This is a genomic window from Leptospira sarikeiensis, from assembly GCF_004769615.1.
GTDB classification, from domain to species: Bacteria; Spirochaetota; Leptospiria; order Leptospirales; family Leptospiraceae; genus Leptospira_B; species Leptospira_B sarikeiensis.
Genome location: NZ_RQGF01000007.1, coordinates 97,924 through 120,848, shown reverse-complemented (window position 1 = coordinate 120,848; position 22,925 = coordinate 97,924). Strand labels below are relative to the sequence as shown.

General features: G+C 43.3%; 22 protein-coding genes. 16 read left to right on the top strand and 6 right to left on the bottom strand.

Going from position 1 to position 22,925, the window contains the following annotated elements:
• Positions 1-72: 72 nt before the first annotated feature.
• Genes EHQ64_RS01705 through EHQ64_RS01690 form a run of 4 tightly spaced genes read right to left on the bottom strand, consistent with a single transcriptional unit; the run spans position 73 to position 3,182 of the window.
• Entirely contained in the window at positions 73-768 is a 696-nt protein-coding gene (locus EHQ64_RS01705) for an SDR family oxidoreductase (protein ID WP_135647781.1), read from the bottom strand.
• 10 nt (positions 769-778) lie between these two features.
• Complete coding sequence (gene corA / locus EHQ64_RS01700) at positions 779-1,774, bottom strand: magnesium/cobalt transporter CorA (RefSeq protein WP_135647780.1); 996 nt, start codon at positions 1,772-1,774, stop codon at positions 779-781.
• A gap of 49 nt (positions 1,775-1,823) precedes the next feature.
• Positions 1,824-2,375 carry a TetR/AcrR family transcriptional regulator gene (locus EHQ64_RS01695; RefSeq protein ID WP_135647779.1) on the bottom strand — a complete coding sequence of 184 codons (552 nt, stop codon included), beginning with the start codon at positions 2,373-2,375 and terminating at the stop codon, positions 1,824-1,826.
• 3 nt (positions 2,376-2,378) lie between these two features.
• The gene (locus EHQ64_RS01690; protein ID WP_135647778.1) at positions 2,379-3,182 is read right to left on the bottom strand and encodes an aldolase/citrate lyase family protein; all 804 of its coding nucleotides are present in this window, start codon (positions 3,180-3,182) and stop codon (positions 2,379-2,381) included.
• Positions 3,183-3,458: 276 nt separating this feature from the next.
• On the opposite strand from EHQ64_RS01690, the gene lepB reads away from it, so the two are divergent.
• The 12 genes from lepB to EHQ64_RS01625 all read left to right on the top strand — a co-directional run bounded on the left by lepB (position 3,459) and on the right by EHQ64_RS01625 (position 17,008).
• A complete protein-coding gene (gene lepB / locus EHQ64_RS01685; protein WP_246048507.1) occupies positions 3,459-4,454 on the top strand; it encodes a signal peptidase I in 996 nt (331 codons plus the stop codon).
• Positions 4,455-4,456: 2 nt separating this feature from the next.
• Positions 4,457-4,690 carry an AtpZ/AtpI family protein gene (locus tag EHQ64_RS01680; protein ID WP_135647777.1) on the top strand — a complete coding sequence of 78 codons (234 nt, stop codon included), beginning with the start codon at positions 4,457-4,459 and terminating at the stop codon, positions 4,688-4,690.
• A 474-nt stretch (positions 4,691-5,164) separates the two neighbouring features.
• Positions 5,165-6,217, top strand: coding sequence for a F0F1 ATP synthase subunit A (atpB, locus tag EHQ64_RS01670; protein WP_135647775.1), 1,053 nt, complete (start codon positions 5,165-5,167; stop codon positions 6,215-6,217).
• Between the two features lie 46 nt (positions 6,218-6,263).
• A complete protein-coding gene (atpE, locus tag EHQ64_RS01665) occupies positions 6,264-6,554 on the top strand; it encodes an ATP synthase F0 subunit C (protein ID WP_008595212.1) in 291 nt (96 codons plus the stop codon).
• Positions 6,555-6,556: 2 nt separating this feature from the next.
• Positions 6,557-7,084: a F0F1 ATP synthase subunit B gene (locus tag EHQ64_RS01660; protein ID WP_135647774.1), complete on the top strand. Its 528-nt coding sequence runs from the start codon at positions 6,557-6,559 to the stop codon at positions 7,082-7,084.
• A 6-nt stretch (positions 7,085-7,090) separates the two neighbouring features.
• Positions 7,091-7,651, top strand: coding sequence for an ATP synthase F1 subunit delta (atpH, locus tag EHQ64_RS01655; protein ID WP_135647773.1), 561 nt, complete (start codon positions 7,091-7,093; stop codon positions 7,649-7,651).
• The gene (gene atpA, locus EHQ64_RS01650; protein ID WP_135647772.1) at positions 7,641-9,155 is read left to right on the top strand and encodes a F0F1 ATP synthase subunit alpha; all 1,515 of its coding nucleotides are present in this window, start codon (positions 7,641-7,643) and stop codon (positions 9,153-9,155) included. The genes atpH and atpA overlap by 11 nt, the downstream gene beginning before the upstream one ends.
• Before the next feature lie 13 nt (positions 9,156-9,168).
• The gene (gene atpG, locus EHQ64_RS01645; protein ID WP_135647771.1) at positions 9,169-10,029 is read left to right on the top strand and encodes an ATP synthase F1 subunit gamma; all 861 of its coding nucleotides are present in this window, start codon (positions 9,169-9,171) and stop codon (positions 10,027-10,029) included.
• Between the two features lie 22 nt (positions 10,030-10,051).
• Complete coding sequence (gene atpD, locus EHQ64_RS01640; protein WP_100722948.1) at positions 10,052-11,455, top strand: F0F1 ATP synthase subunit beta; 1,404 nt, start codon at positions 10,052-10,054, stop codon at positions 11,453-11,455.
• 3 nt (positions 11,456-11,458) lie between these two features.
• On the top strand, positions 11,459-11,839 hold the full coding sequence (gene atpC / locus EHQ64_RS01635) for an ATP synthase F1 subunit epsilon (RefSeq protein ID WP_135647770.1): 381 nt from the start codon (positions 11,459-11,461) through the stop codon (positions 11,837-11,839).
• A gap of 193 nt (positions 11,840-12,032) precedes the next feature.
• The gene (locus tag EHQ64_RS01630; protein WP_135647769.1) at positions 12,033-14,774 is read left to right on the top strand and encodes a hypothetical protein; all 2,742 of its coding nucleotides are present in this window, start codon (positions 12,033-12,035) and stop codon (positions 14,772-14,774) included.
• Between the two features lie 2 nt (positions 14,775-14,776).
• Positions 14,777-17,008 (top strand): GAF domain-containing protein, encoded by a 2,232-nt coding sequence (locus EHQ64_RS01625; protein ID WP_135647768.1) that lies wholly within the window; start codon positions 14,777-14,779, stop codon positions 17,006-17,008.
• 144 nt (positions 17,009-17,152) lie between these two features.
• On the opposite strand, the gene EHQ64_RS01620 is transcribed toward EHQ64_RS01625, so the two are convergent.
• Together EHQ64_RS01620 and carA are read right to left on the bottom strand one after the other, a co-directional pair.
• Complete coding sequence (locus EHQ64_RS01620) at positions 17,153-17,728, bottom strand: TFIIB-type zinc ribbon-containing protein (RefSeq protein ID WP_135647767.1); 576 nt, start codon at positions 17,726-17,728, stop codon at positions 17,153-17,155.
• Between the two features lie 308 nt (positions 17,729-18,036).
• The gene (carA, locus tag EHQ64_RS01615; RefSeq protein WP_135647766.1) at positions 18,037-19,125 is read right to left on the bottom strand and encodes a glutamine-hydrolyzing carbamoyl-phosphate synthase small subunit; all 1,089 of its coding nucleotides are present in this window, start codon (positions 19,123-19,125) and stop codon (positions 18,037-18,039) included.
• A 336-nt stretch (positions 19,126-19,461) separates the two neighbouring features.
• Between carA and thrS the strand changes: the two genes are divergently transcribed.
• From thrS to rplT, 4 genes are all read left to right on the top strand, one after another.
• Complete coding sequence (gene thrS / locus EHQ64_RS01610; RefSeq protein WP_135647765.1) at positions 19,462-21,435, top strand: threonine--tRNA ligase; 1,974 nt, start codon at positions 19,462-19,464, stop codon at positions 21,433-21,435.
• 231 nt (positions 21,436-21,666) lie between these two features.
• Positions 21,667-22,212 carry a translation initiation factor IF-3 gene (gene infC / locus EHQ64_RS01605; protein ID WP_135647764.1) on the top strand — a complete coding sequence of 182 codons (546 nt, stop codon included), beginning with the start codon at positions 21,667-21,669 and terminating at the stop codon, positions 22,210-22,212.
• 42 nt (positions 22,213-22,254) lie between these two features.
• Positions 22,255-22,458, top strand: coding sequence for a 50S ribosomal protein L35 (gene rpmI, locus EHQ64_RS01600; protein WP_010514334.1), 204 nt, complete (start codon positions 22,255-22,257; stop codon positions 22,456-22,458).
• Positions 22,458-22,811, top strand: a complete 354-nt coding sequence (gene rplT / locus EHQ64_RS01595; RefSeq protein WP_008595819.1) for a 50S ribosomal protein L20 — start codon at positions 22,458-22,460, stop codon at positions 22,809-22,811. The genes rpmI and rplT overlap by 1 nt, the downstream gene beginning before the upstream one ends.
• The last annotated feature ends 114 nt before the right edge of the window (positions 22,812-22,925 follow it).

Genomic DNA, 22,925 nt, shown 5'->3' with positions numbered 1-22,925 from the left:
GTTCACGGAGTTTCATTTTTTTTTATCTCTGTGTCCTCTGTGAGCTCAGTGCGAAATATCTCTTTGTATCTTCTACCAAGGGATTTCTTTTTTATCTCGCAAGAAAACTCCGGAGGGGCCTGACTTATCTAGTAGGGATGCCCATACAATGGTTTCAGCTCCATGTTCCACAGAACGAGTTGCTGATTTTCCTCCCATATCCGTGCGAACCCAGCCAGGACAGACAGAATTCACTTTGATATCATCTCCAGCCTCTGCATGAAGGATCCTAGTAAGAGCGTTTATTGCAGTTTTGGAGATCCTATAAGCGGCGTATCCTGAGCCCATATCATAGAGTTGGCCCATTCCGGAACTCACGTTTACGATCCTGCCGTAACCGTTCTTCTTCATAATTGGTAGAATTCTTTGAGAGAGCAAAAATGGACCGATCAGGTTTGTATCCAAGGTTCCTTGCAATTGTTCTAGGCTCGTATTTTCAATAGAACCGTTATCCAAATAGATTCCAGCATTGTTCACAAGGATATCGATCTTAGGATGTTTTTTCAAAACCTCGTCCAAGAATTTTTGGACAGACGTTGGATTGGAAACATCTAAAGAAAATGCTTCTGCTGAGCCGCCATCTTTAGTGATCGAGGCTACAGTCTTTTCAGAATCTTCTTTTTTACGGGAAGCGCATAAAACATGAATGCCTGCTTTAGAAAGTTGTTTGGAAACTTCTGCACCGATCCCTCTACTGGCTCCGGTGACGATTGCGATTTTTTTGTCCATACGAGTTGGACTAATCTTTGAACCAATTTTTGTATTTAAAATAAAAAATCATGACCGCAGGGATCGTTAGAATGGTGACCAAGGAACCTGTTAAAACGAGCCTGCTTTCATAAGGAAGGTAAGTAAAATTCATCCCGAAAAAACCGGTCAAGAAGGTGAGGGGCATAAATATCATAGAAACCAAGGTGAGTCGTTTGATGATATCGTTCGTTCTCTGGGAAAGAAGAGAAAAATACGCATCCATCGAGTTCCCGATCAGATCCCTGTCCATATCGATGGTTTCCACAAGCCTACTTAAATGATCATACACATCCCTAAAATAAAAACGGACCCTTTCAGAAAGGAATTTGTCCTCATGTCTCATGATCAGATTCAGGACTTCTCTTTGAGGAGAAAGAACCCTTCTCATACGGACCAGATTTCTTTTAATATATAAGATATCCGTAATGAAGTCGGGTTGAACGTCGCTGACTAAGATCTGATTTTCCAGATCGGTGATCTGTTCCGAGATCTGGTCCAAGATCGGGAAATTGGAATCCACTAAAAGATCGAAAAGTAAATATAGGACATGATCCGTACCTTTAGAAGTAAGGTTCGGTTCGTTCAAACATCGACTCCAGAGAGAATCTATCAAAGGTTCCTTGTATTCATGGACCGAAACGATAAATTTCTGATTGAAGAACACATGAGTTTCACCTGCGGAAAAGGTTTGTTCTCCTTCCGATTTAAAACTATGCAAAACGATAAATGCGTGGTCTTCGTAATCTTCGAATTTGGGTCTTTGGTTCCTGTTGATACAATCTTCTATCGCGAGATCATGGAATCCGCAGTTTTTAGATAAAAAAAGAAGATCTTCCGGGCTCGCGTCTTCCACATCGATCCAGATCCTTTCCTTTTTCAGGGTCGCTCTTAATGAAAAATTTTTTAAAAAGGAAGGATCTACCTTCTTGGAGATAGCCTTGGAATTTTTGTCCCGATGAACGGGAAAGGAAAGAAAACGTATCATTGGTCTAACCGTAGGCCCTCTCGGACGATCCTTTCCTTAAGTAAGAATTTTAAGTATTCTCCAAAGCATAAACGATATATGCGCGGAAATCTTCCAGAGTGAATTCTCTCTTATTAGTCAAATGATTGATCATATAACCGATGATCGCAGAGGTAAGATTTTTCACTTCAAATTCTGTATAGTTCGGCTTTAATACAAGAATGATCTTTTTGGAATTCTCATAAAAGATCAGATTCACCAAATGAATATTTCGTTTTTTTAATCTATGGATCTTTGGTTGGAGCATGAGACTCCAATAGAGGCGAAGATATTCTTCATTCTCTTTCACCAATTTGACGATCTGTCCGCCTAAGAACTGAATAAGCTCAGTCCTATTCTCAGAAGGATTCAATTTTTCAGGAAGATATTTTTTTAGGATCGTATCATGGGATTCGATGATCCCTTCCAAAATGGATTCCTTGGATTCGAAATAACGATAGGCTAAACCTAGAGAAAGACCCGCTCTTTGGGCGATCTGTCTCATCGTGGAGCCATGATACCCTTGTTCGGAAAATAATTTGAGGGAGGTTTTAAGAATAAGATCTCTAGTGTCTTTGGCCATTTTTTACCGAATGGAGTAGAGGACCTTTCTGGATCCGATTCTCTCCCGGTTTGTTTCCATTCGGTTCTTATAACCGTAGGCTTTTTCCGGTTTTAAAACGGAGAATAGATCGTACAACTCGATCTCGAATTGCAACATAGCTTCCGCTACTTCCTCCGCAACTTTTTCAGCCGATTGAGCCGCGTCCACACAAACATGTCTAGAATTGATCTTATCAGGGCGGATTTCTTCGGCGATCCTTCTGAAATTCTGTTTCGTAATAGTTCCGCCAACGGAGGTTTTTTTACCTCTATCTCTTGCGATCGCAATGATGGTTCTTGTCACCTTCATCACTTCTTTATCATCCGGGATCATTCCCATGGAAGCGGAAAGATCGGATCTCGCAGCAGTGACCTGGTCCAAATCATCAAACGCACTCGAGTCTGCGATCTCCAATAAATTCTTATAACCTGTGATCGTCTCCAGGTTGATCGCCTTAGTGATCTTAGAAAAAGTCACTGGGCTTAGCATACTTTTTAAAGTGGAGATGAAATTTTTAAGAGCGTATGCAGATTCAATCATCGGGGCGGAGATCCCTTCGATCTCTTCTTTCACAAGCATACGGATATCCGTTCTTGCCTCAGGCCCACCGATCTTTACGGTCACAGGAACCAGGTCTTTTGCCACGATATGGAGGGCTCGGATCTCATCTGAGTCCATATCCTCAGTTTCAGTGCCTCCCTTCAATCCAACGATAGGATAGCTCTGTTTGAGAGAAATCAGGTGGCGACGAAGTTCTATGATTTTACGGTCTATCTGCTCTTTCACGTTTCTAGTATCGTCCGTTTCCTAAAAACAGTAAGGATTTTTGAAAAATTAGCTGAGGAGGACCTATTTTTTGTCCCCCCTCCGTGAACTCTGTGCACTCCGTGCGAACCTGAAAAATAACAAGTTTCGCACAGAGGTCACGGAGCATACAGAGTTAAAGACCCTCTGCACCTCTCTCGTGAGAAAAAAAATCGCCGTGAACTCTATGCTCTCTGTGTGAACCCAAAGTAAGTCTTCCGAATTGACGGGAAATGCGGACCTAGTATCAATAGACCTATGAACCAGCCGAAGGGCAGTACCTTTCTGAAAAAACTACCCACTTGGGTCCAAGAGATCATAGGAGAAGAATCCGTAGATTCCACTCTTTCTTTTCTATTCATCGTTTTATTAGTTTTAGCATTTAAATCATCCGTCTTGGACGCGAATAATATTCCATCCGGATCCATGCTCCCTACTCTGAAGATCGGGGATTTTTTATTCGTAAACAAAATGAGATATTCTCTCAGACTTCCGTTTACGGATCACGAACTCAAAAGATACGATGATCCTAAAAGAGGGGATATCGTTACTTTCATCCCTCCCGACGGAGCCGTTGTTCAGGAAGAGAAAGAAGGTTGGTTCCCTAAAAGATTTGTGAAACGAGTGATCGGACTTCCTGGAGATAGGATCCGGATCGTAAAAGAGGTCCATGAAAGGGACGGCTTTCCTGTCGTATATGGAAAGATAGAGTATATGGAAAGAGGAAGTACGAACTTTTCTTCTTACGATTATAAAGATACGGAGAAGGGAAATCAATTCGACGATCTGGATGATGATGCTGCGGTCCAATATTATCTATTCAAAGAGAAAAAGCCCGAGTTCGAACATTACGTGATCGAAGGATACACGAGGCCTTATACTCATGAATTCAAAGACGCGGAATGTTTTCAAGTCACAGGTTGTGTGATCCCGGAAGATCATTATATGATGATGGGAGATAACCGCACCAATTCTTCCGATTCTAGATTCTGGGGATTTGTTCCGAGAGAGAATATATTAGGTAAAGCGGCAATGGTATACTTCTCCATCAATTGGAAGGACCATGTATGCGCATACAAAAGTGCAGAAGACCTAGGAGCCAACGGGGACTTAGCTCAGAAATACGATCCGGAAGAATTTAAAGCAAGATGCGGAGATATCGGTTCCAATATGAATTGGTTCAAGAGTACGATCTTATATAGGATCCCTAGAATGCAGGTGCGTTGGTATCGGATCGGGACTATACTAGAATAAATATGGGTTCTCCCGAAGATAAACCTCCTGGAAAAAAGGACACTTCTCCTTGGCAACTTGCAAGTGTAGGAACTGAATTCGCTTTTATCATCATAGCTTCCGTCTTTATCGGAAATTATTTAGATGGGCATTTCGGTTGGTCTCCATTTGGGATCTTATTCGGGGCAATCTTCGGATTTGGTTACGGATTCTATTATCTACTGACTCGAGTGAACTCGTTCGATAAAAAGGACTGATCAAAGTTGGGGAACTCCGACGGCCTATTGGATCCCAAAAAATACTATATAGGGTTTCTAATATTAGTTCTAATCTTCGGGGTTTTGTTCTATTTCCTTCCGACAGCGCCAATTGGCTTTTGGAAAGGCCTTTGTTTATCTCTTCTTCTATCTTTATTCATTTATAATTTTAGATTTTATCTACTTTGGAAACATTCCAAAGAAGGTTTTCTATTACAATTTGGAACGACTGTTCTGTCTTTTTTCATTCATTCAGCCGTTTTAGTACTGTTTATCTGGAGAGGGGAAAGGGAAGGTTTCGTGATTGGTTTTTTTATTGCCCATTTCGCCAACCTTTTAATATTGGTATTCGCAAGGTAGCCGCTTTAAGCGCAATAAACAACGTTTTGAACGGTCTTTGCGGGAAATAGAACCCTGGGATGGTGCTCCCAAAACTCTTCTTTCCTGTCGTTTACGAGAGGATCCTTTACATTTATGTTGAAACAAATCTTCGCAACCGCATTATTATTGTTCTCACTTCCATTATTTGCCTCCGAGGGAGAAGCCTCCAAACCTTTCGACCTGAACGAAGTTTTGGTTCACCACTTGATGGACCATGCAGAGTTTCCGTTCAATATCGGTGGGACTAAAGTTTACGAAGGTCACGAAGGATTCGATCCTCATGCTGAAAATATCTTCGTAGATCATACAAGCGGTCATAGATTTCATTTCGTAGGCGGTACCGATTTACATATTACTCGTCGTGTTACGATGATGTGGATCGTTTCCTTTTTACTTTTAGTCATTTTCATTCCGGCTGCACGCATCATCGCAAGAAACCCGCTTAAAGTTCAGGGAAGATTCGCAAACGCTGTAGAAGCATTTATCAACTTCCTGAAAAAAGATGTAGTGGATGCGAACACTGATGGACACGGACATTCTTATTATCATTATATCTTCACTTTATTCTTCTTCATTCTATTTTGTAACTTGATGGGACTCATTCCTCCGGTAGGAGAGGTGATCCAACTCGGAATAGAATCCGTTAACGCAGGAGAAGAAGTTCCGGTTACCGCTCATGCAGAAGCTTCCGCTCATCATGAACCGATCTGGATCGCAAAAGTTTGGAACGGTATCACAGTCACAGGTGATGTTTCCGTTACCGTTAGTTTGGCACTTATCACATTACTTTTAATTTATGGAACAGGTTTCGTTTATCAGGGGCCTAAGTTCATTCTTCATTCGGTTCCAAACGGAGTTCCTGCCCCTCTATACATTTTGATGTGGCCTTTGGAATTCATCATCTCTCCGCTTGCTAAATCATTCGCACTTACGGTGCGTCTTTTAGCGAACATGACCGCGGGGCACGTAATCATATTGGCCTTACTTGGCTTTATCTTTCAGTTCCAAACTTTGTGGGTTTCTCTCGCGTCCGTTCCTGGAGCGATTGCGATCTATTTCTTAGAATTGTTCGTAGCCTTCTTACAGGCTTACGTGTTTGCGTTATTAACATCGCTCTTCATCGGATCGAGCATGCATAGGCACTAATTTTTATTATTAAGCGTTTTGATTTCAAATAGGAGAAAATAGTACAATGGAATTCGGACTAGGATACATCGGAGTGGGAATCGCAGCTGGACTCGCTATTTTAGGCGCAGGTCTCGGAATCGGAAGAATCGGTGGCTCTGCTGCTGAAGGAATCAGCCGTCAACCCGATGCAGCTGGTAAAATCCAAACTGCAATGATCATCTCTGCGGCACTTATCGAAGGTGCGGCTCTGTTCGCAATCGTGATTGCGTTCCTCGCAGGTGGAACTCTGAACACAGCAGTGAGCAAAGCATCTGCTGCTAAAACTGAAGTTTCCGCACCAGCAGAAGGTAAATAATCTTGTTTCTCTTGGCAGCTGGCAGGGGATTAGACGCACTATTAGACGTTAATCCGGGTCTGATCATTTGGACCCTGTTTACCTTCACAATAGTCGTCATTATCCTTAAAGTTTTCGCTTGGGATGTGATCCTCAAAGCACTCGATGAGAGAGCTGAGACCATCCAAAACGATATTCGTAAGGCTGCTGACGTACGTTCCGAAGCGGAAGCTCTGCTGAAAGATTATGAAACAAAAATCGCCGCAGCAAAGGACCAAGCAAACGGAATCGTAGCGGAAGCGAAATCGGACGCTACTAATCTGAAAAACAAAATGTTGGATGATGCCGCGAAAGAAGTGAAGGCGTTGAAAGACACCGCACTGAAAGATATCGAACTCGCAAAATCCAAAGCATTAGCGGAACTCCAAGGACAGATCGTAGACATGACAGTTCAAGTCGCTGGATTGGTCCTGGAGAAACAGTTAAAAGCGGACGATTATAAGTCCTTTATCGAGAACGAGTTAGGCAAGATCAAGAAACTGAGCGCGTAACAACAAATGAGCTATTCTGCGATCCCAAAAACATACGCGGCCGCTTTTGCGGACGCTAGTTCTTCTCCGGAAGAAGCCGAACAGGAATTGGATTCTATCGTAAGTATTTTCAGGATAGAACCGCAGTTCCGTGATTTTTTCGATACCCCTTCCGTAAAGCGCGAAGATAAGGAAGCAGTTTTGTTAAAGACCTTCCAGGGTAAAATTTCGGAAATCACTCTGAATTTTTTACAGGTGCTTCTTCGTAGGGGAAGATTTTCATTTCTTTCCGAAATTCACGAAGCTTTAAAAGAAGAATTGGATCGTAAAGCAGGAAGAGTTCGCGCGAAAGTTAGAAGTTATCCCGCTTTGGATGAGGCTTCTCTCTCCAAACTAAGGGAAGTATTAAAAGAAAGATTTAAATCAGAGTTTATCTTGGAAGCAAGCGAAGACCCAAGCCTCATCGGTGGTTTTGTGGTCCGATTCCAAGACTTGGCGCTCGACTCTTCTATGAAAAGCCAGCTGAAGAAAGTAAGGCAAACCTTGCTGGAAAGCAAATTACCGGTCGGAGTTGTTTATGAAAATTAAAACAGACGAAATTACGTCGGTCCTCAAACAGGAAATTTTAAATTATAAAAAAGACCTGGGTGTCGAAGAAGTTGGAACCGTTCTGGAAGTAGGGGACGGTATCGCTCGTGTTTTCGGCCTCAGAAACGTAATGGCCGGAGAACTTGTAGAATTCCAAAACGGAGTTCGCGGTCAGGCATTCAACTTGGAAGACAATTCCGTGGGTGTGATCATTTACGGGGAATACAAAAATATCCGTGAAGGATACTCCGTAAAAAGACTCGGAAAAATTTTAGAAGTTCCGGTTGGACCTGAAATGCTCGGTCGTGTGGTAAACCCACTTGGTGAGCCTCTCGACGGAAAAGGACCTATCAATACCAAACATACTCGTGCGGTAGAGAGTCCTGCTCCTGGTATTTCTAAAAGACAGCCGGTAGAAGAGCCTCTTCAAACTGGTATCAAAAGTATCGACGCAATGATCCCGATAGGCCGTGGACAGCGGGAGTTGATCATCGGAGACCGTGGAACTGGAAAAACTTCCATCGCTCTGGATACGATCATCAACCAAAAAGGTTCCGGAGTTATCTGCGTTTACGTAGCGATCGGACAAAAGGCTTCCACTGTTGCAACCATCGTGGAAAAACTAAAAGCGGTCGGAGCTCTCGAATACACAATCGTAGTTTCCGCAACTGCTGCTGATCCTGCTCCTTTGCAATACATCGCTCCTTATTCTGGATGTTCCTTCGCGGAATACTTCATGTATAACGAGAAAAAAGCGACTCTGGTTGTTTATGATGACTTATCAAAACAAGCGGTTGCTTATCGCCAAATGTGTCTTCTTCTTCGTAGACCTCCGGGCCGCGAAGCTTATCCTGGAGACGTATTCTATCTTCACTCTCGCTTATTAGAGCGTGCGGCTAAATTGGATGAGAAATACGGTGCTGGATCTTTGACCGCTCTTCCGATCATCGAGACCCAAGAGGGTGAGGTTTCCGCTTATATTCCGACTAACGTGATTTCCATCACTGACGGTCAGATCTACTTACAGTCCAACTTATTCGCATCCGGGGTTCGTCCTGCAGTCGATGTGGGTATTTCGGTTTCTCGTGTGGGTTCTGCCGCACAGATCAAAGCGATGAAACAAGTCGCTGGAAAAATGAAACTGGAATTAGCTCAGTTCAGAGAGTTGGAAGCATTCGCTCAATTAGGAACAGACTTGGATCCAGTGACCCAAGCTCAGTTGGACAGAGGATACCGCATCGTTGAGATGTTGAAACAACCTGTTTCCAGCCCTTATCCTGTAGAAGAGCAAGTAGTGGAAATTTTCGCAGTTACTAGAGGACATATGGACAAGGTCCCTGTTCCTAAGGTAAGAGAGTTTGGAGCACATTTATTAAATGTTCTTCGCACTCAACAACCTGAAGTATTAAATGCGATCCGTACCGAAAAGAAAATCTCAGACGAAGGAAAACTCGGAGAGGTTGTTGCCTCTATCGCAGCTGACTTTGTTAGGAACCTGAAGTAAGCGGAGAAAAATCTTGGCTACACCCCGGGAAATAAAGAAACGGATCAGTTCCGTTAAGAACACTCGGAAGATCACTCGAACTATGGAAATGGTCGCTACGGCTAAATCCAAAAAGTTGAGTGATCGGGTGAACGCGTCCCATCCATTCTCCAACAAAATTAAGGAATTGGTGGGAGCGCTCGCATCCCTTGCTTCCGTAGTAAAAAGTCCTTATTTAAGAAAACCGAATACAGTTCGCTCTGTCGCCCTTCTTGTGATCACTGCAAACAGAGGTCTTTGCGGAGGATATAACTCCAAAACGATCCGTTTGGCAAAAAATCGTATCCAAGAATGGAAAGACCAGGGAGCGAACGTTCGACTCTTCGTTGTGGGCAAAAAAGGAATTTCCTATTTCCAATTCGCAAAAGAGAAAATAGAAAAATCCTACACTCATATAGACGATAAGTCCGGTTATAAAGAAGCGGAAGAGTTCGCTGACTTCTTCCTAAACTTATTCGCAAAAGAAGAAGTAGATTCAGTGGAAATTATCTCCACAGTTTATCATTCTTCCGCGAATCAAGAAGCTGAAGTGACTAAGGTTCTTCCTTTCGAAGCAGAGGGAGAAACAAACGTAGGTTCTAACGTATTATACGAACCGAGCCCTGCGGATATTTTAGAATCACTTCTTCCTTTAGTGGTAAAAACAGCATTTTTAAAGGCGATCTTGGAAGCGAATTGTTCCGAGCAGATCGCAAAGCGCGTGGCCATGAAATCCGCAACGGACGCGGCCTCCGAAATGATCAAATTACTGACCCGCGGTTACAACCGTATTCGTCAGGCAAAGATCACTCAGGAGATCTCGGAGATCGTAGCGGGCGCGGACTCGCTAAACTAGTTCTGGTATTGGAGTTACTCGGATGAGCAAAGGTAAAGTAAAACAAATCATTGGATCCGTTTTGGATATCGAATTCGAATCCGGACATCTGCCTGAAATTTTTAACGCGCTTGAAATTGACGCGGTCGTGGAAGGCAAAAAAGAAAAAATTATCGCAGAAGTGCAACAGCATATCGGCGGTAGCGCAGTAAGAGCGATCGCTCTTTCTTCCACCGACGGACTTGTGAGAGGACAAGAAGTTTCCGACACAGGAGCACCAATCTCTGTTCCAGTCGGAGACGTTACTCTCGGAAGGATTTTTAACGTTCTTGGAGATCCAGTCGATGAAGGAGCTCCGATCCAAGTTAAAGAACGTAAGCCGATCCACAGAGCCGCACCAAGTTACGAAGATCTTTCTCCTAAAACGGAAGTATTCGAAACAGGGATCAAGGTAATCGACCTTCTCGCTCCTTATATCAAAGGAGGAAAGACTGGTCTATTCGGTGGAGCCGGAGTAGGTAAGACGGTTCTTATTCAGGAATTAATCAATAATATCGCAAAACAACACGGTGGATTCTCAGTATTCGCTGGTGTTGGAGAAAGAACCAGAGAAGGAAACGACCTCTGGAGAGAGATGAAAGAATCGGGAGTTATCAACAAGACCGTTCTTTGTTACGGCCAGATGAATGAGCCTCCTGGCGCACGTCTTCGTGTTGCTCTTTCTGCTCTTACTATGGCGGAACATTTCCGTGATTCCATCGGAACAGACGTATTACTATTCGTAGATAATATCTTCCGTTTCTCTCAAGCTGGATCAGAAGTATCTGCGCTTCTCGGACGTATGCCTTCTGCAGTGGGATATCAGCCGACTCTTTCCACAGAGATGGGTGCTCTTCAAGAGCGTATTACTTCTACCCGTAAGGGATCCATTACTTCCGTTCAGGCGATTTACGTTCCTGCGGACGACTTGACTGACCCTGCTCCAGCAAACGCGTTTGCTCACTTGGATGCGACTACGGTTCTTTCTCGTGCGATCTCGGATAAAGGAATTTATCCTGCGGTTGACCCGTTGGATTCTACTTCTCGCGTGATGAATGCAGAAGTTCTCGGAGCGGAACATTACGGTGTTGCTCGTGAGGTTCAAAGGATCCTTCAGAGATATAAAGATCTTCAAGATATCATCGCGATCTTAGGAATGGACGAACTTTCTGAGGACGATAAGGTCCTTGTTGCGAGAGCAAGAAAGATCGAGAAATTCCTTTCTCAACCTTTCCACGTTGCGGAAGTATTCACAGGATCTCCTGGAAAATACGTAAAACTTGCGGATACAGTTCGTTCATTCAAAGAATTGATCGCAGGAAATTGCGACCATCTTCCAGAGCAAGCCTTCTACATGGTAGGAACCATAGAAGACGCGATCGAGAAGTCCAAAAACCTGAGAGCATAATCGATGGCAGCCAAGCTAGACGTATCGGTAATCTCTCCTGAAAAACTACTCTTCCACGGCGATGCGGATAGCATCGTCGTACCTGGAAGTGAGGGATTTTTCGGAGTGTATCCGGGCCACACTTCTCTTGTATCCCTACTCGGGATAGGCGTGTTGGAAGTCCGACAAGGAAATAAGACCAAAATTGCCGCGATCGAAGGCGGGTTTTTCGAAGTAAGAGACAATAAAGTCACTATTTTGACCGACCATGGTAGCTTGAAGGAAGATATCGACCTTGCAGCTGCCCAAAAAGCCCTAGAAGAAGCGGAAGCTCTTCCTGCCTCAACCGAGAAAAATACTCTCGTCCTAAAAGCAAAAACCCGAATTTTAGCGGCTTCCCGCTAATATTTAGGGGTTCTAGAATCCGAAAATTAATAAGAGCCCATTCTATCGGTAGATCCGAAGAAGGGCTCACAAATATTAAAAAGAAAGTCTTCGAATATGAGGAGACTTGTCTTTGAATTTTCGGATTGTATTTCCCAAACCATAGGAGATCCTCCGAAATAGAGACACGGATTTTTAGCATACTGTAGGAAGCATGGCTGACGATTTTACGATAGACGAGGGAGAGGGGTTTCCGGTGGGAAACGGAGAGGATTTTGATCCGAGTGAAATGAGCTTGGATGAAATAGATTCTCTTTTGTCTAATGATGCGGACACTTCCGATTTTAATTTTGAATCCGATCCTATTGATTCACCGGATGCAAATGGTTTCGAGGAATTACTCGCATCTTCCGGGGACGATTATCCGGATGAAATTCCTAGTTTCGAACCTGAAGAAACAGATTTTGGCGCAGACTTAAGCCAATTAGACGAATCTGTTCATCTGGACGAAGACTTTGATTTCGAACTCACAGATCCTATGATCGATGCTGAGATCGATAGATTACTCGATATCGACGACGATCTAAATTCTCCTCCTACAAGTTCTTCTTCTGCTCCTTCTTGGAGGGAATCCGCACCTTCTTCTCCTTCAACTCTGGAGGATGATCATGAGGAAGCATTCGGCGATCTTGGTTCCTTGGATCTGGGAGATTTTTCACAGCCAAAAGAGATTCCTTCCACTGCATTCCATTCAGACGATCAGCCATTTGAATGGGGTGGGGATCCTTCAGAACATGAAGAAGTCGCGGGACTTTCGGACATGGATCTGGATGACGAGGCTCCGATCTCACTTTCGGACGACGAATTACATAATATTGATATAGGTTCTAATCTTGCTGACTTCTCCATGGATGAAGAAGAAGTCTCAGCTCCTGAAGAGACTGGAGCCAAAAATTACGACGACGATTTTATTTCAGACGATGATGAAGGTCCTATCTCTCTCTCTGAACATGAGTTAGACGATATCATGACCGAGGATTTTAATCCCGGATTGGAAGAAGAAGGATTCGGAGATTTGGGCGGGGATGATATTTCCACACCTTCTTCCGAGTTGACCGAAGACATCAATTTCGATGGGGAAGAAGAGGAGAATATCGCTCTTTCCACGGATGAGTTGGATCATTTGCTCGAAGGGGACGATGATCCTTCTTCTATAGAAAGCAAAAGTTCTTTTGATGAGTTGGGTGATTTCGGAGATCTGGATCTAGGTTCCGTATCCGAGGAACATAAAGATTCTGCAGATTTTGATCCAGAAGACGGTGGCGACGAGCCGATCGCTCTTTCGGATGATGAATTGGGCAATTTATTATCTTCTGGAGATGAAGAAGAGCCAGAAAGTATCCAATTGGATGATCTGGATTCAGTCGGAACTCCTACAGTAGGATCCGACTTTGGAATGGAAGATCCTGATGAAACTTCTTCCGACTTAGATCTAAGTGATTTTAATTTTGATTCAGAGCCCGGTTCCGATACGGAATTAAAAGACGATTTCAGTTCGGAAGAAGAAGAGGATTCTATTTCTCTTCCTGTTTCCGATTTCGAGAATTTCGGCGTAGATGAGGCGGAAGAAAATCCTTTGGACGGAGGATTGGATCTGGGAGATTTTGAAGATCTCGGAACAAGATCCGAAGACAAAACATTCGAAGAATCCTTGGGAGACTTCACTTCTGCGAGCGACGAAGATATTTTAGGATCTTCTTCCGATCTGGATTTCTCTCCAACTGAAACTTCAGAAGAGGATTTCTTCTCCGAAACTACTGAAGCAGATGATCCAATCGCATTGTCAGACGATGAGTTAGGCAATTTATTATCTTCCGGAACGGAAGAAGAGGCTGAGTCCTCCGATGATTTCGCGGCGGCTAGCGATATGTTCTCGGAAAGCGAGGAAGACAATGAGCCGATCGCACTTTCGGATGACGAGCTTGGAAATCTTCTTTCTGGAGAAGAGGAAGCCGAAGTTGAAAGTTTGGACTCGGATGCAGATGAACCGATTGCACTTTCAGACGATGAATTGGGAGATCTATTATCTTCCGGAACGGAAGAAGAGGCAGACTCGGATATTTTTGCGGAAGCTCCAGGGCCTGAGCATGATGATCTCTCTCCTGTAGAATTCGGTGATTTTAATATTGATACTGAAAGCGACGAACCGATCGCTCTTTCCGAGGACGAACTCGGACATTTATTGGAAGATGATCCTGAAGTAGAAACTTCTTCTTCCGACCTTTTAGATGATAGTTCTGACGAACCAATCTCTCTTCCGATCAATGAATTGGATGATATCGGAACTCCGGATGTTTCTTCAGACTATGATATTGATTGGGACGGACCTGTTGCCGATCTGAATGAACTTGCCGCTGCGGAAGATGAGTCCGCGGTAGCATCTCCTTCCGATTGGGATTTGGGAGAAGAAGCGGACGAGCCGATCACACTTTCGAATGACGAGTTGGGCAATTTATTATCCGATGAGTCTCCTCAGGAAGTTGATTCTGAAGATTTAGATTCCTTACTCTCTTCTTCTCCGGAAGCGAACGATTTGGATGCGATCGGATCTTTCGGGGACGATATGGAAATTTCCGGTTTGGATTTTACCGGAAACATAGGCGGAGAAATTGTTCCAACTGTAGAAAGATTAGCTCCAGAACCTGAGCTCAATTTTATTTTGGACGAGTATGCGGATGAGAACGAACTTTCTCCAATAGAAGAAGTTCGCCAGACTGCTGGAGGAGCTGCCGCAGAAGGTTCCGATGAATCCACTCCTACCCAGGATGAGATGAAACGGATCCTACTCTATTTGGATGAGTTGCTCGGAAATCTTCCGGATGATATGATCCGTGATTTCTCCCGTTCAGACTATTTCGAACTTTATAAGAAATTAATGAAACAAATCGGCGTTTGACGATGGGCTTACTAGATAAGGTCACTCGTTTAATACGCTCCGGAACAGTCGAGTCCGGACCAAAAAACTCTTCTGCAATTGCTATAGGAGAGGAAAGACCTTCTCTTTTAAAAAAATCCATGGCCCTAAGAGCCAAGGGCCTCTTGGAAAAGGCAATGGATTTTGGCGGAAAAAAAGAGCCTAAGATCCAATCCGCTTATGAGGATCCTACTGATTTCGAACCCGCGACTGCCGCTTCCTCTTCCGCCGAAGACGATTTTTCATTCGATTCTCCTTCTGCAGACTTCGGTGATTTTGATCTAGGATCAGAAACTTCTTCAGATGCTTTCGGTTCAGATGATTCCGATGCAGAGATAAGTTTTCCTGATTCTGCATTTGGAGAAGATACCTCTGACGATTTAGATCGATCCTCTGTAGACTTTGGTTCTCCTGAAGATATTGCTTCGGATGATTTTGGAGTGGATCCTGATTTAGGTTTAGGATTGGAAGACTCTGATCTGGGAGCGGATTTCGGAGAAATAGAAGAACCTACTCCAAGTAAAGGTTTATTATCAAAAGCGGAAGAAGCAAAAGAAGAGGAAGATTTTCCTCCAGGCCTTTCCAAACCGGATGATATAAAAGATCCTTTCGATGATTGGGTAAAGGACGCGGAAAATCAGGCGAACAAAGAAGCAAGTCGTCCTTTCAGTCAGGAACAGAACGAGGCGGAAAAAGCAGAGTTCTTATTCGATGACGATTCTGATTACTCCACATTACCGATCGATTTGCAGATCGCTTCCCGTAAAAAATTAGAGAATTATTTATCAGTATTCGAAATCTCTAAAGAGATTTCAGCATCCAAAGATTTTACGAACTTTTTCGAGAACTTGAGTTTCTCCATACAAGGACAGATCGGTGCGGAATCCATCGTAGTCTTTTCTTCCACGAACGGAGAGTTCGATGTGCTTAGGGTAGTAGAAGCACAAGGCATAGGCGCCGACCCGGATTGGGTATTGGAAGTGGGGGACGAAAGTTACCAGGCAGTATTAAAAACCCCTTCCGTGGTATACGCAAAAGAAGTCCTAAAACATTCTCCTCCTAAAAAAGAAAAGGAGATCTTGGAGAAAACCGAAGCAGAAATGCTTGTCCCGATCCGTAGTTATGATGAATTTTATGGAATTATAATATTAAGTAAGACAGTTGATGGCGAAGATTATACGATCGAGGATCTTGAATTCTTAAAGATCGTAGGCGAAATGGCCGGTTCCGTCCTAAGAAGGATCATGGACCTGGAAACTCTTCATCAGGAGAACGATCAGCTCAAACAAGTCCTAAAAAGTAACGAAAGAATTCTTGCGACCGCCAGAGATTTGGCCGGAGTCCGAGATATGGACGAGGCATACGATTATCTAGTCGAAATCCTAAAAAAAGAATTGGGGCTTCGTCGTTGGAGTTTCCTGCTCTTAGATAGAACTACTAGAAAAGAATACAAGGTATTCGGAACAAACTTACTTACACCTGACACTACGGGAAAATTCAGATTAGGACTCGATTCAAATCTGGTCGGGATCGTTGCGAATGTTCCTGGAGTTTTCCGTATTGCGAATTTCAGAAAGAACCCGGAATTATTATCCCAACTATCCAACGACGAGATCGGCCTAATGCATGATTTCGATATTCTCCCGTTCCTGAACCTAAACTGGCTTGTAGGAATGTTATTCATTCACGAAACGGAAAGACCTTGGACGGATACGGATAGAGAAACCGCAGTCGGGATCTCCGAGATCGCATCTCCCGTACTTTCCAATTTATTAATGTTGGAAGAAAGAGATGCAGTCTTCAGAGATCCTTTTAGTCCTGTCGAATCCAGGATAGACGAGGCAATCACTCGCGCATCGAAGATAGGAACACCTTTTAGTCTAACGGTATTCAAAGTGCAGAACGCAACAAGAATGGTCCGGATGAAAGGTGCGGGTTTCTTTGCACATTATTGTGAAGAACTTAGAGCATCTATCCAGGAAAATCTGGGAGAAACGGATTACTGCTATCGAGTCGGCCAAGGAAAATATGTGGTCGTTCTGGATGGAAAAGATAGGGAAGAGACCCAGATCGTAGTTCGTAAGATCAGGAATCGTATCGTAGAATTAGATCGTAAAAACAAAGACTTCCAAACTTCCACAGCTAACCAAACTCTTTGTTATCCTGCAGACACCCGCGAAAAAGAAAGGATGTTGGAACTCATAGAAGAATCCTAAGTCTTATTTTTAATCTATTTCGCACAGAGGCCACTGAGGTTTACTGGCTTGAATTTCTCTGTGAGCTCCGTGCTCTCCGTGTGAAACCAAAGCTATTGAAAATTTTAAGTTCACGCTAAGCCGCGGAGAGGTGAAGAGTCGAAATCAAGGATAAATATCATATAAATAATCATATAACCAATAATTCCGTTTTATTCTTTTATTAACTTTGGCTAATGTTTTATCGATCAGTTTTGCCCGAAAACGATTCTCCTTTGCTTCTTCCATAAATTGAAGCTCGCTCAAGATTGCTTTCGATTTTTCTTCTTCAGAAACGTCTTCTCTATATTTTACCTTTCGATTGATTGTAGATTTTTTCTCTGAAGGGTTGTGTTCCGGCTGAGCGGATTTTTGTTTTAAAGAAAGATCTTCGATTTCGTTCTTATCGAACCAAATAAGCTCGCATTTTTCACATCGATCTATTTCGATCAGTATATTTTTTCTCGGGATCTGGAACGTTTCCATTTCCGTTTTACAATCTGGACAATGTAGTATTCTGGATCTATGTTTTGGATTACTTTTTGATTCTTCAATAAATCGGATCCAGGCTGACTTGTTGATGTACTTAAAAAGAGAAGGTTCGTTATATAAATGTCCGAAACATTTTTCACAGATCAAGATCGGTCCATATTCAGTTTTGAATTTAGAAAGTTCAGAGTCTTTACAAACAAGGCAGTTCACGAAATCGATCCTATCCTGAAAAATAAAACCAAGTAAAGTCTAAAAATGCTTTTCCACGGAGAGGCGCAAAGCCGCAGGGAAGGATGTGCGCATGTTCGTAAAACCGGTGCTTTTACTGTTAACAAGTAGGAATTCCAACAAGTCGTTGTTTCACGCTAAGCCGCAAAGATTTAGAAGATATTTATAGTATTAGGTTTGAGGCCATCTTGTCTTCGCGTGCAAATCTTAAAGATTTCTATTTCGCACAGAGGCCACTGAGTTCACGGAGGTTTACTGACTTGAATTTCCCGTGTGAAATTATAGCTCTACTATTTCTTCTTAGTAGAATCCACTAAATCGTAGAATTTTTGGAATAAGTAGCGGCTATCGTTCGGACCAGGAGAACTTTCTGGGTGATACTGAACGGAAAGAAGAGGATAACCTGATTTTAAGATCCCTTCTACTGTATCATCATTCAAGTTGATAAAAGAGATAGGTTCTTTTTCGGAGGATTCGGCAACGACGGCAAAACCATGGTTCTGGGAAGTGATCTCGACTTTACCGGTTTCCAAACTTTTGACAGGTTGGTTCCCTCCTCTATGGCCAAACTTCATTTTTTCGGTCTTTTTGCCTAAGGTCAGGCCGATGATCTGATGCCCTAAACAAATCCCGAAAAGAGGATAATTATTTTCTAATATAGCTTTGGTGGAATCGATCGCGTAAGTGCAGGCCGCAGGATCACCAGGCCCATTAGATAAGAAGAACGCATCCACGCCGTCTTTCATAATTTCGGAGGCTGGAGTTTGTGCAGGATAAACTGAAACAGCAAAACCCGCAGAGTCCAATAAACGAAGAATATTCGTCTTCACACCGTAATCATAAACTGCCAGTTTATATTTTTTACCAGCCTTAGAACCGAACTCGTATTTTTTATCCGTAGTAACAACTTTCGCGAGATCCGCATCTGCGATCCCTGGAAATTTTTTAACAACATTTAAGAAATCATTCGAGTATTCGTTCGCTACGAAAATCCCGCCGTTTGGGGCTCCATTCGTTCTGATGAAACGAGTCAGCTTACGAGTATCGATCCCTTGGATCCCTGGGATCTTATAATCTTTTAAAAATTGAGATAATGTCTTCTCTGCCTTAAAGTTGGAAGGACGATCCACATATTCCTTCACGATCATTCCCGCGGCCTGTATTTTTCCGGACTCCATATTTTCAGGATGGATCCCGTAGTTTCCGATCATCGGGTAGGTAAGAGTTACGATTTGGTTGGCGTAGGAAGGGTCAGTCAGAATTTCCTGGTAACCCGCCATGGAAGTATTAAAAACAATTTCCCCGACGGACTGGGTTTCGTAGCCGAAGGATTCACCCTCGTATACGTCCCCGTTTTCTAAAACCAAGAACGCTTTCATTAAGGACAGGCTTTCGGACTGAAGGCAAGGGTCAAGTGGAATCAATTCGAATTTTGTAGGAACTCCAACGGAAAGCTTTGGGCGGCTCCACTCGCTTCGCTCGGGCCGCGCTGCTTCGGGTTCGCGCATCGCGCTCATCCGGGCAAGCCCGGACTAAAGCCCTTCGCATCGCTGCCGCGGTTTTTATTCACGCAAAGCCGCGAAGTCTCAGAGTTTTTAAGGGCAAAAATTGGCCCTTTGCGGCTTCGCGACTCTGCGTGAAATATCTCTGCGACTCCCATAAACTCTGTGTCTTTTTTTTCAACAGGCTTGCGGAAAAAACCTCCCATAGACGGAATGGAAGTAGGGGTAGCTGTGGCAGTTCAAAATCAGTCAGTCAAATTTATTCTACCGGATGGAAGTTCCAAAGAGGTTCCCGCCGGTTCTACTTATAAGGATTTTATAGAATCCCAACTTCCGTTTTTAAAGAACAAGGCTCTCGCCGTCCGTTTGGACGGAACGACCGTACTCGATTTGAGCCGGACCGTAGATTCTACAATCACCCCTGACACGACGCCAAAATTAGAAGTATTGACCTTTCAAGACAAAGAAGGTTGGGAAACCTTCCAACATTCTGCTGCTCACTTGCTTGGAATGGCGGTCCAGAATTTATACAAAGACGCAAAACTAACCGTGGGACCTGTGATCGAAAATGGGCCGGGGTTCTTCTATTACGATATCGATTTCACCGAGGCAGTGATCACTCCGGAAGATTTTCCGAAAATCGAAGCAGAGATGAAAAAGATCGTGGATAGCGACTTTGAAGTTTTCCGCAAGGTATGGGATAAAAAAGAAGCGATCTCCACTTTCGAAAAACTCGGAGAGAACTACAAGATAGAGATCGTAGGACAAATTCCTGACAACCAAGTCTCCATCTATGGAATGGGAGAATGGTTCGACCTTTGTAGAGGACCTCATATTCCTAGATCCGGATTTTTGAAGGCATTCAAGCTGACCGCACTTTCCGGAGCCTATTGGAAAGCGGATAAAAATAATCGTATGCTCACTCGTATTTACGGGATCGCATTTCCTAGTAAGAAGGAATTGGACGAGTATATTCTCCAACAGGAAGAAGCCAAAAAAAGAGATCATAGAAAGATCGGAAAAGAAATGGATCTATTCTCTTTCCAAGCGGAAGCCCCTGGATTTCCATTCTGGCATCCTAAAGGAACCATTCTATGGAATGGGTTAGCTGATTATATCCGCAAAGAATGTGCAAGAAGAGGATACCAAGAGATCAAAACTCCTGCTGTACTTTCTTCCGAACTATGGAGAAGAAGCGGCCACTGGGATAACTTCAACGAGAACATGTATTTCGTTTCGATCGACGAGGAAGAGTTCGCGATCAAACCCATGAACTGTCCCGGCTGTAGTTTGATCTATAAACATCATCTACATTCTTATAGAGAACTTCCTCTGAGATTCGCAGAATTAGGAAGTGTACACCGTCACGAGTTACATGGAGTTCTTCATGGACTATTCAGAGTAAGAGCATTCACACAGGACGATGCACATATTTATGCGCCGTTAGAATATCTGGAAGCGGAAGTTTTGGATATCATTGACTTCACTTTCCATGTGTATAAAAAGTTTGGATTCCAAGAATTTAAAACCTATATCGCGACCCGTCCTGAAAAATCCCAAGGGAAAGATGAGGACTGGGAATTTGCAACCAACGCTTTGAAACAGGCATTGGAAAAAAGAGGAATTCCTTACGCGATCAAAGAAGGAGAAGGTGCATTCTACGGACCGAAGATAGAATTTAATATCAAAGATTCTATAGGAAGGATGTGGCAATGTGGGACAGTGCAGATAGACTTCTCCATGCCGGATCGATTCGAATTGGATTATACGGATTCTGACGGAGCGAAAAAAAGACCGGTCATGGTTCACAGAGCCATCTATGGTTCTTTGGAAAGATTTATCGGGATCCTAATCGAACATTTCGAAGGAAAATTCCCGCTTTGGATCTCTCCGAATCAGGTACGTGTTCTAACCGTAACCGAAAATGTGCAGGACTTCGGATCCGAACTTCTGAAAAAACTGATCGATTTGGGCATCAGGGCAGAAGGGGATTTCCGGAATGAGAAGATAGGCGCTAAGATCCGGGATTCAATCCTGAAAAAGGCAAACTATCTTTTGGTCATAGGGCAAAAGGAAAAAGATTCTGGAACAGTAGCGGTCCGTAAACGAGGCTCGGAAGAAACGATTTCTATGTCGTATCCGGACTTCCAAGCCCTACTCGAAAAGGAAATCTCAGAAGGATTATAATAAGAAGAAGGGTTCGCACAGAGCCCACGGAGAGCACAGAGGTTTTTTACAAGAAAGTTGGATGCAGAGTAATTTCCAGCTACTTCTCTGCGATCTCTGTGAACTCCGTGCGAAATTGTTCTATTGGCTTTGGGTTGAACCAAATTCTACTTGATGTACTTGGCCGATAGCGGAGAAAATCGCTTGAAACCTAGCCTTATGGCCAAAAAATTGGAAAAAACCGGAGATTGAATGCAGAAGAGGCCTCAACCGAAAAACACCGATAAACTATTTACTCATAGAATTAATGAGAAAATTACCGGGGTATCCCAGGTAAGATTGGTGATGGACGACGGAGTACAGATCGTCGCTTTTGACGAGGCTTTGCGGCGTGCAAAGGAAGAGAACTTGGATCTGGTAGAAGTATCAGGCGACCAGGAAATTCATGTCTGCAAGATCATTGACTACGGTAAATACAAGTTCGAATTACTTAAAAAAAGTAAAGAAGCGAAGAAGAAACAACACGTAATCAACGTAAAAGAAGTGAAGATCCGTCCTCGGATCGAACAACATGATTACGAGATCAAAAAACGTCACGCTGTTGAGTTCCTTCAAAAAGGGGACAAAGTAAAAGTCAGTCTTCGTTTTCGCGGTAGAGAAATGATGCATTCCGAACTTGGAATGAACGTTGTAAACCGCATGGTAGAGGATCTGAAGTCAGTCGGAACTCCTGAAAGGGACCCAATTCTGGACGGACGTCAGATCGTAGTAGTTATATCACCTCTTTCTGCAAAATAAGAAAGAGTTAGCTAGAGAGTCAGGAGTTATCGAGGTAAGGAAATGCCTAAGCTTAAAACAAATAGAGCCGCAGCAAAACGGTTCAAGTTTTCCAAAAATAATAAAATTAAACGGAAGAGTATGAACACCCGTCACATTCTTACCAAAAAAGGACCTAAAAGACGTCGTCGTCTTAGAGGAATGACTTTGGTAGTGGATGCGGATTGGAAAGCAATCGTTAGACTCATGCCTTACGGAGTTCGATAATGCCACGCGCAACAAACGGAACCATTCACAAGAATCGTCGTAAAAAAATCCTAAAAACCGCAAAAGGTTTCAGGGGAGCGAGATCCAAACTTTACAGAACTGCGAAATCCGCAGTGATGAAAGCTGGCCAGTGGGCGTATAGAGACAGAAGAGCGAAAAAACGTGATTTCCGCAAATTGTGGATCATCCGTATTAACGCAGCTGCTCGTGAAGCTGGACTTTCTTATTCTCAGTTCATGTATGGTTTGAAAAAAGCCAATATTTCTTTGGATAGAAAGGCTTTGGCCGAACTCGCGTTTAGCGACAAAGAAACTTTCAACGCGCTTGTTGAAAAGATCAAGGTAGCGGCATAATCATATTGCCCTAATGAAGGTCCGGTTTTCGGACCTTCTTTGCCTGAAAAAGCCCGTAATTCTACGGGCTTTCTTCGTTTTTAGAAAAAAAGGTTTTTCTCTTTTTTAGAAAGA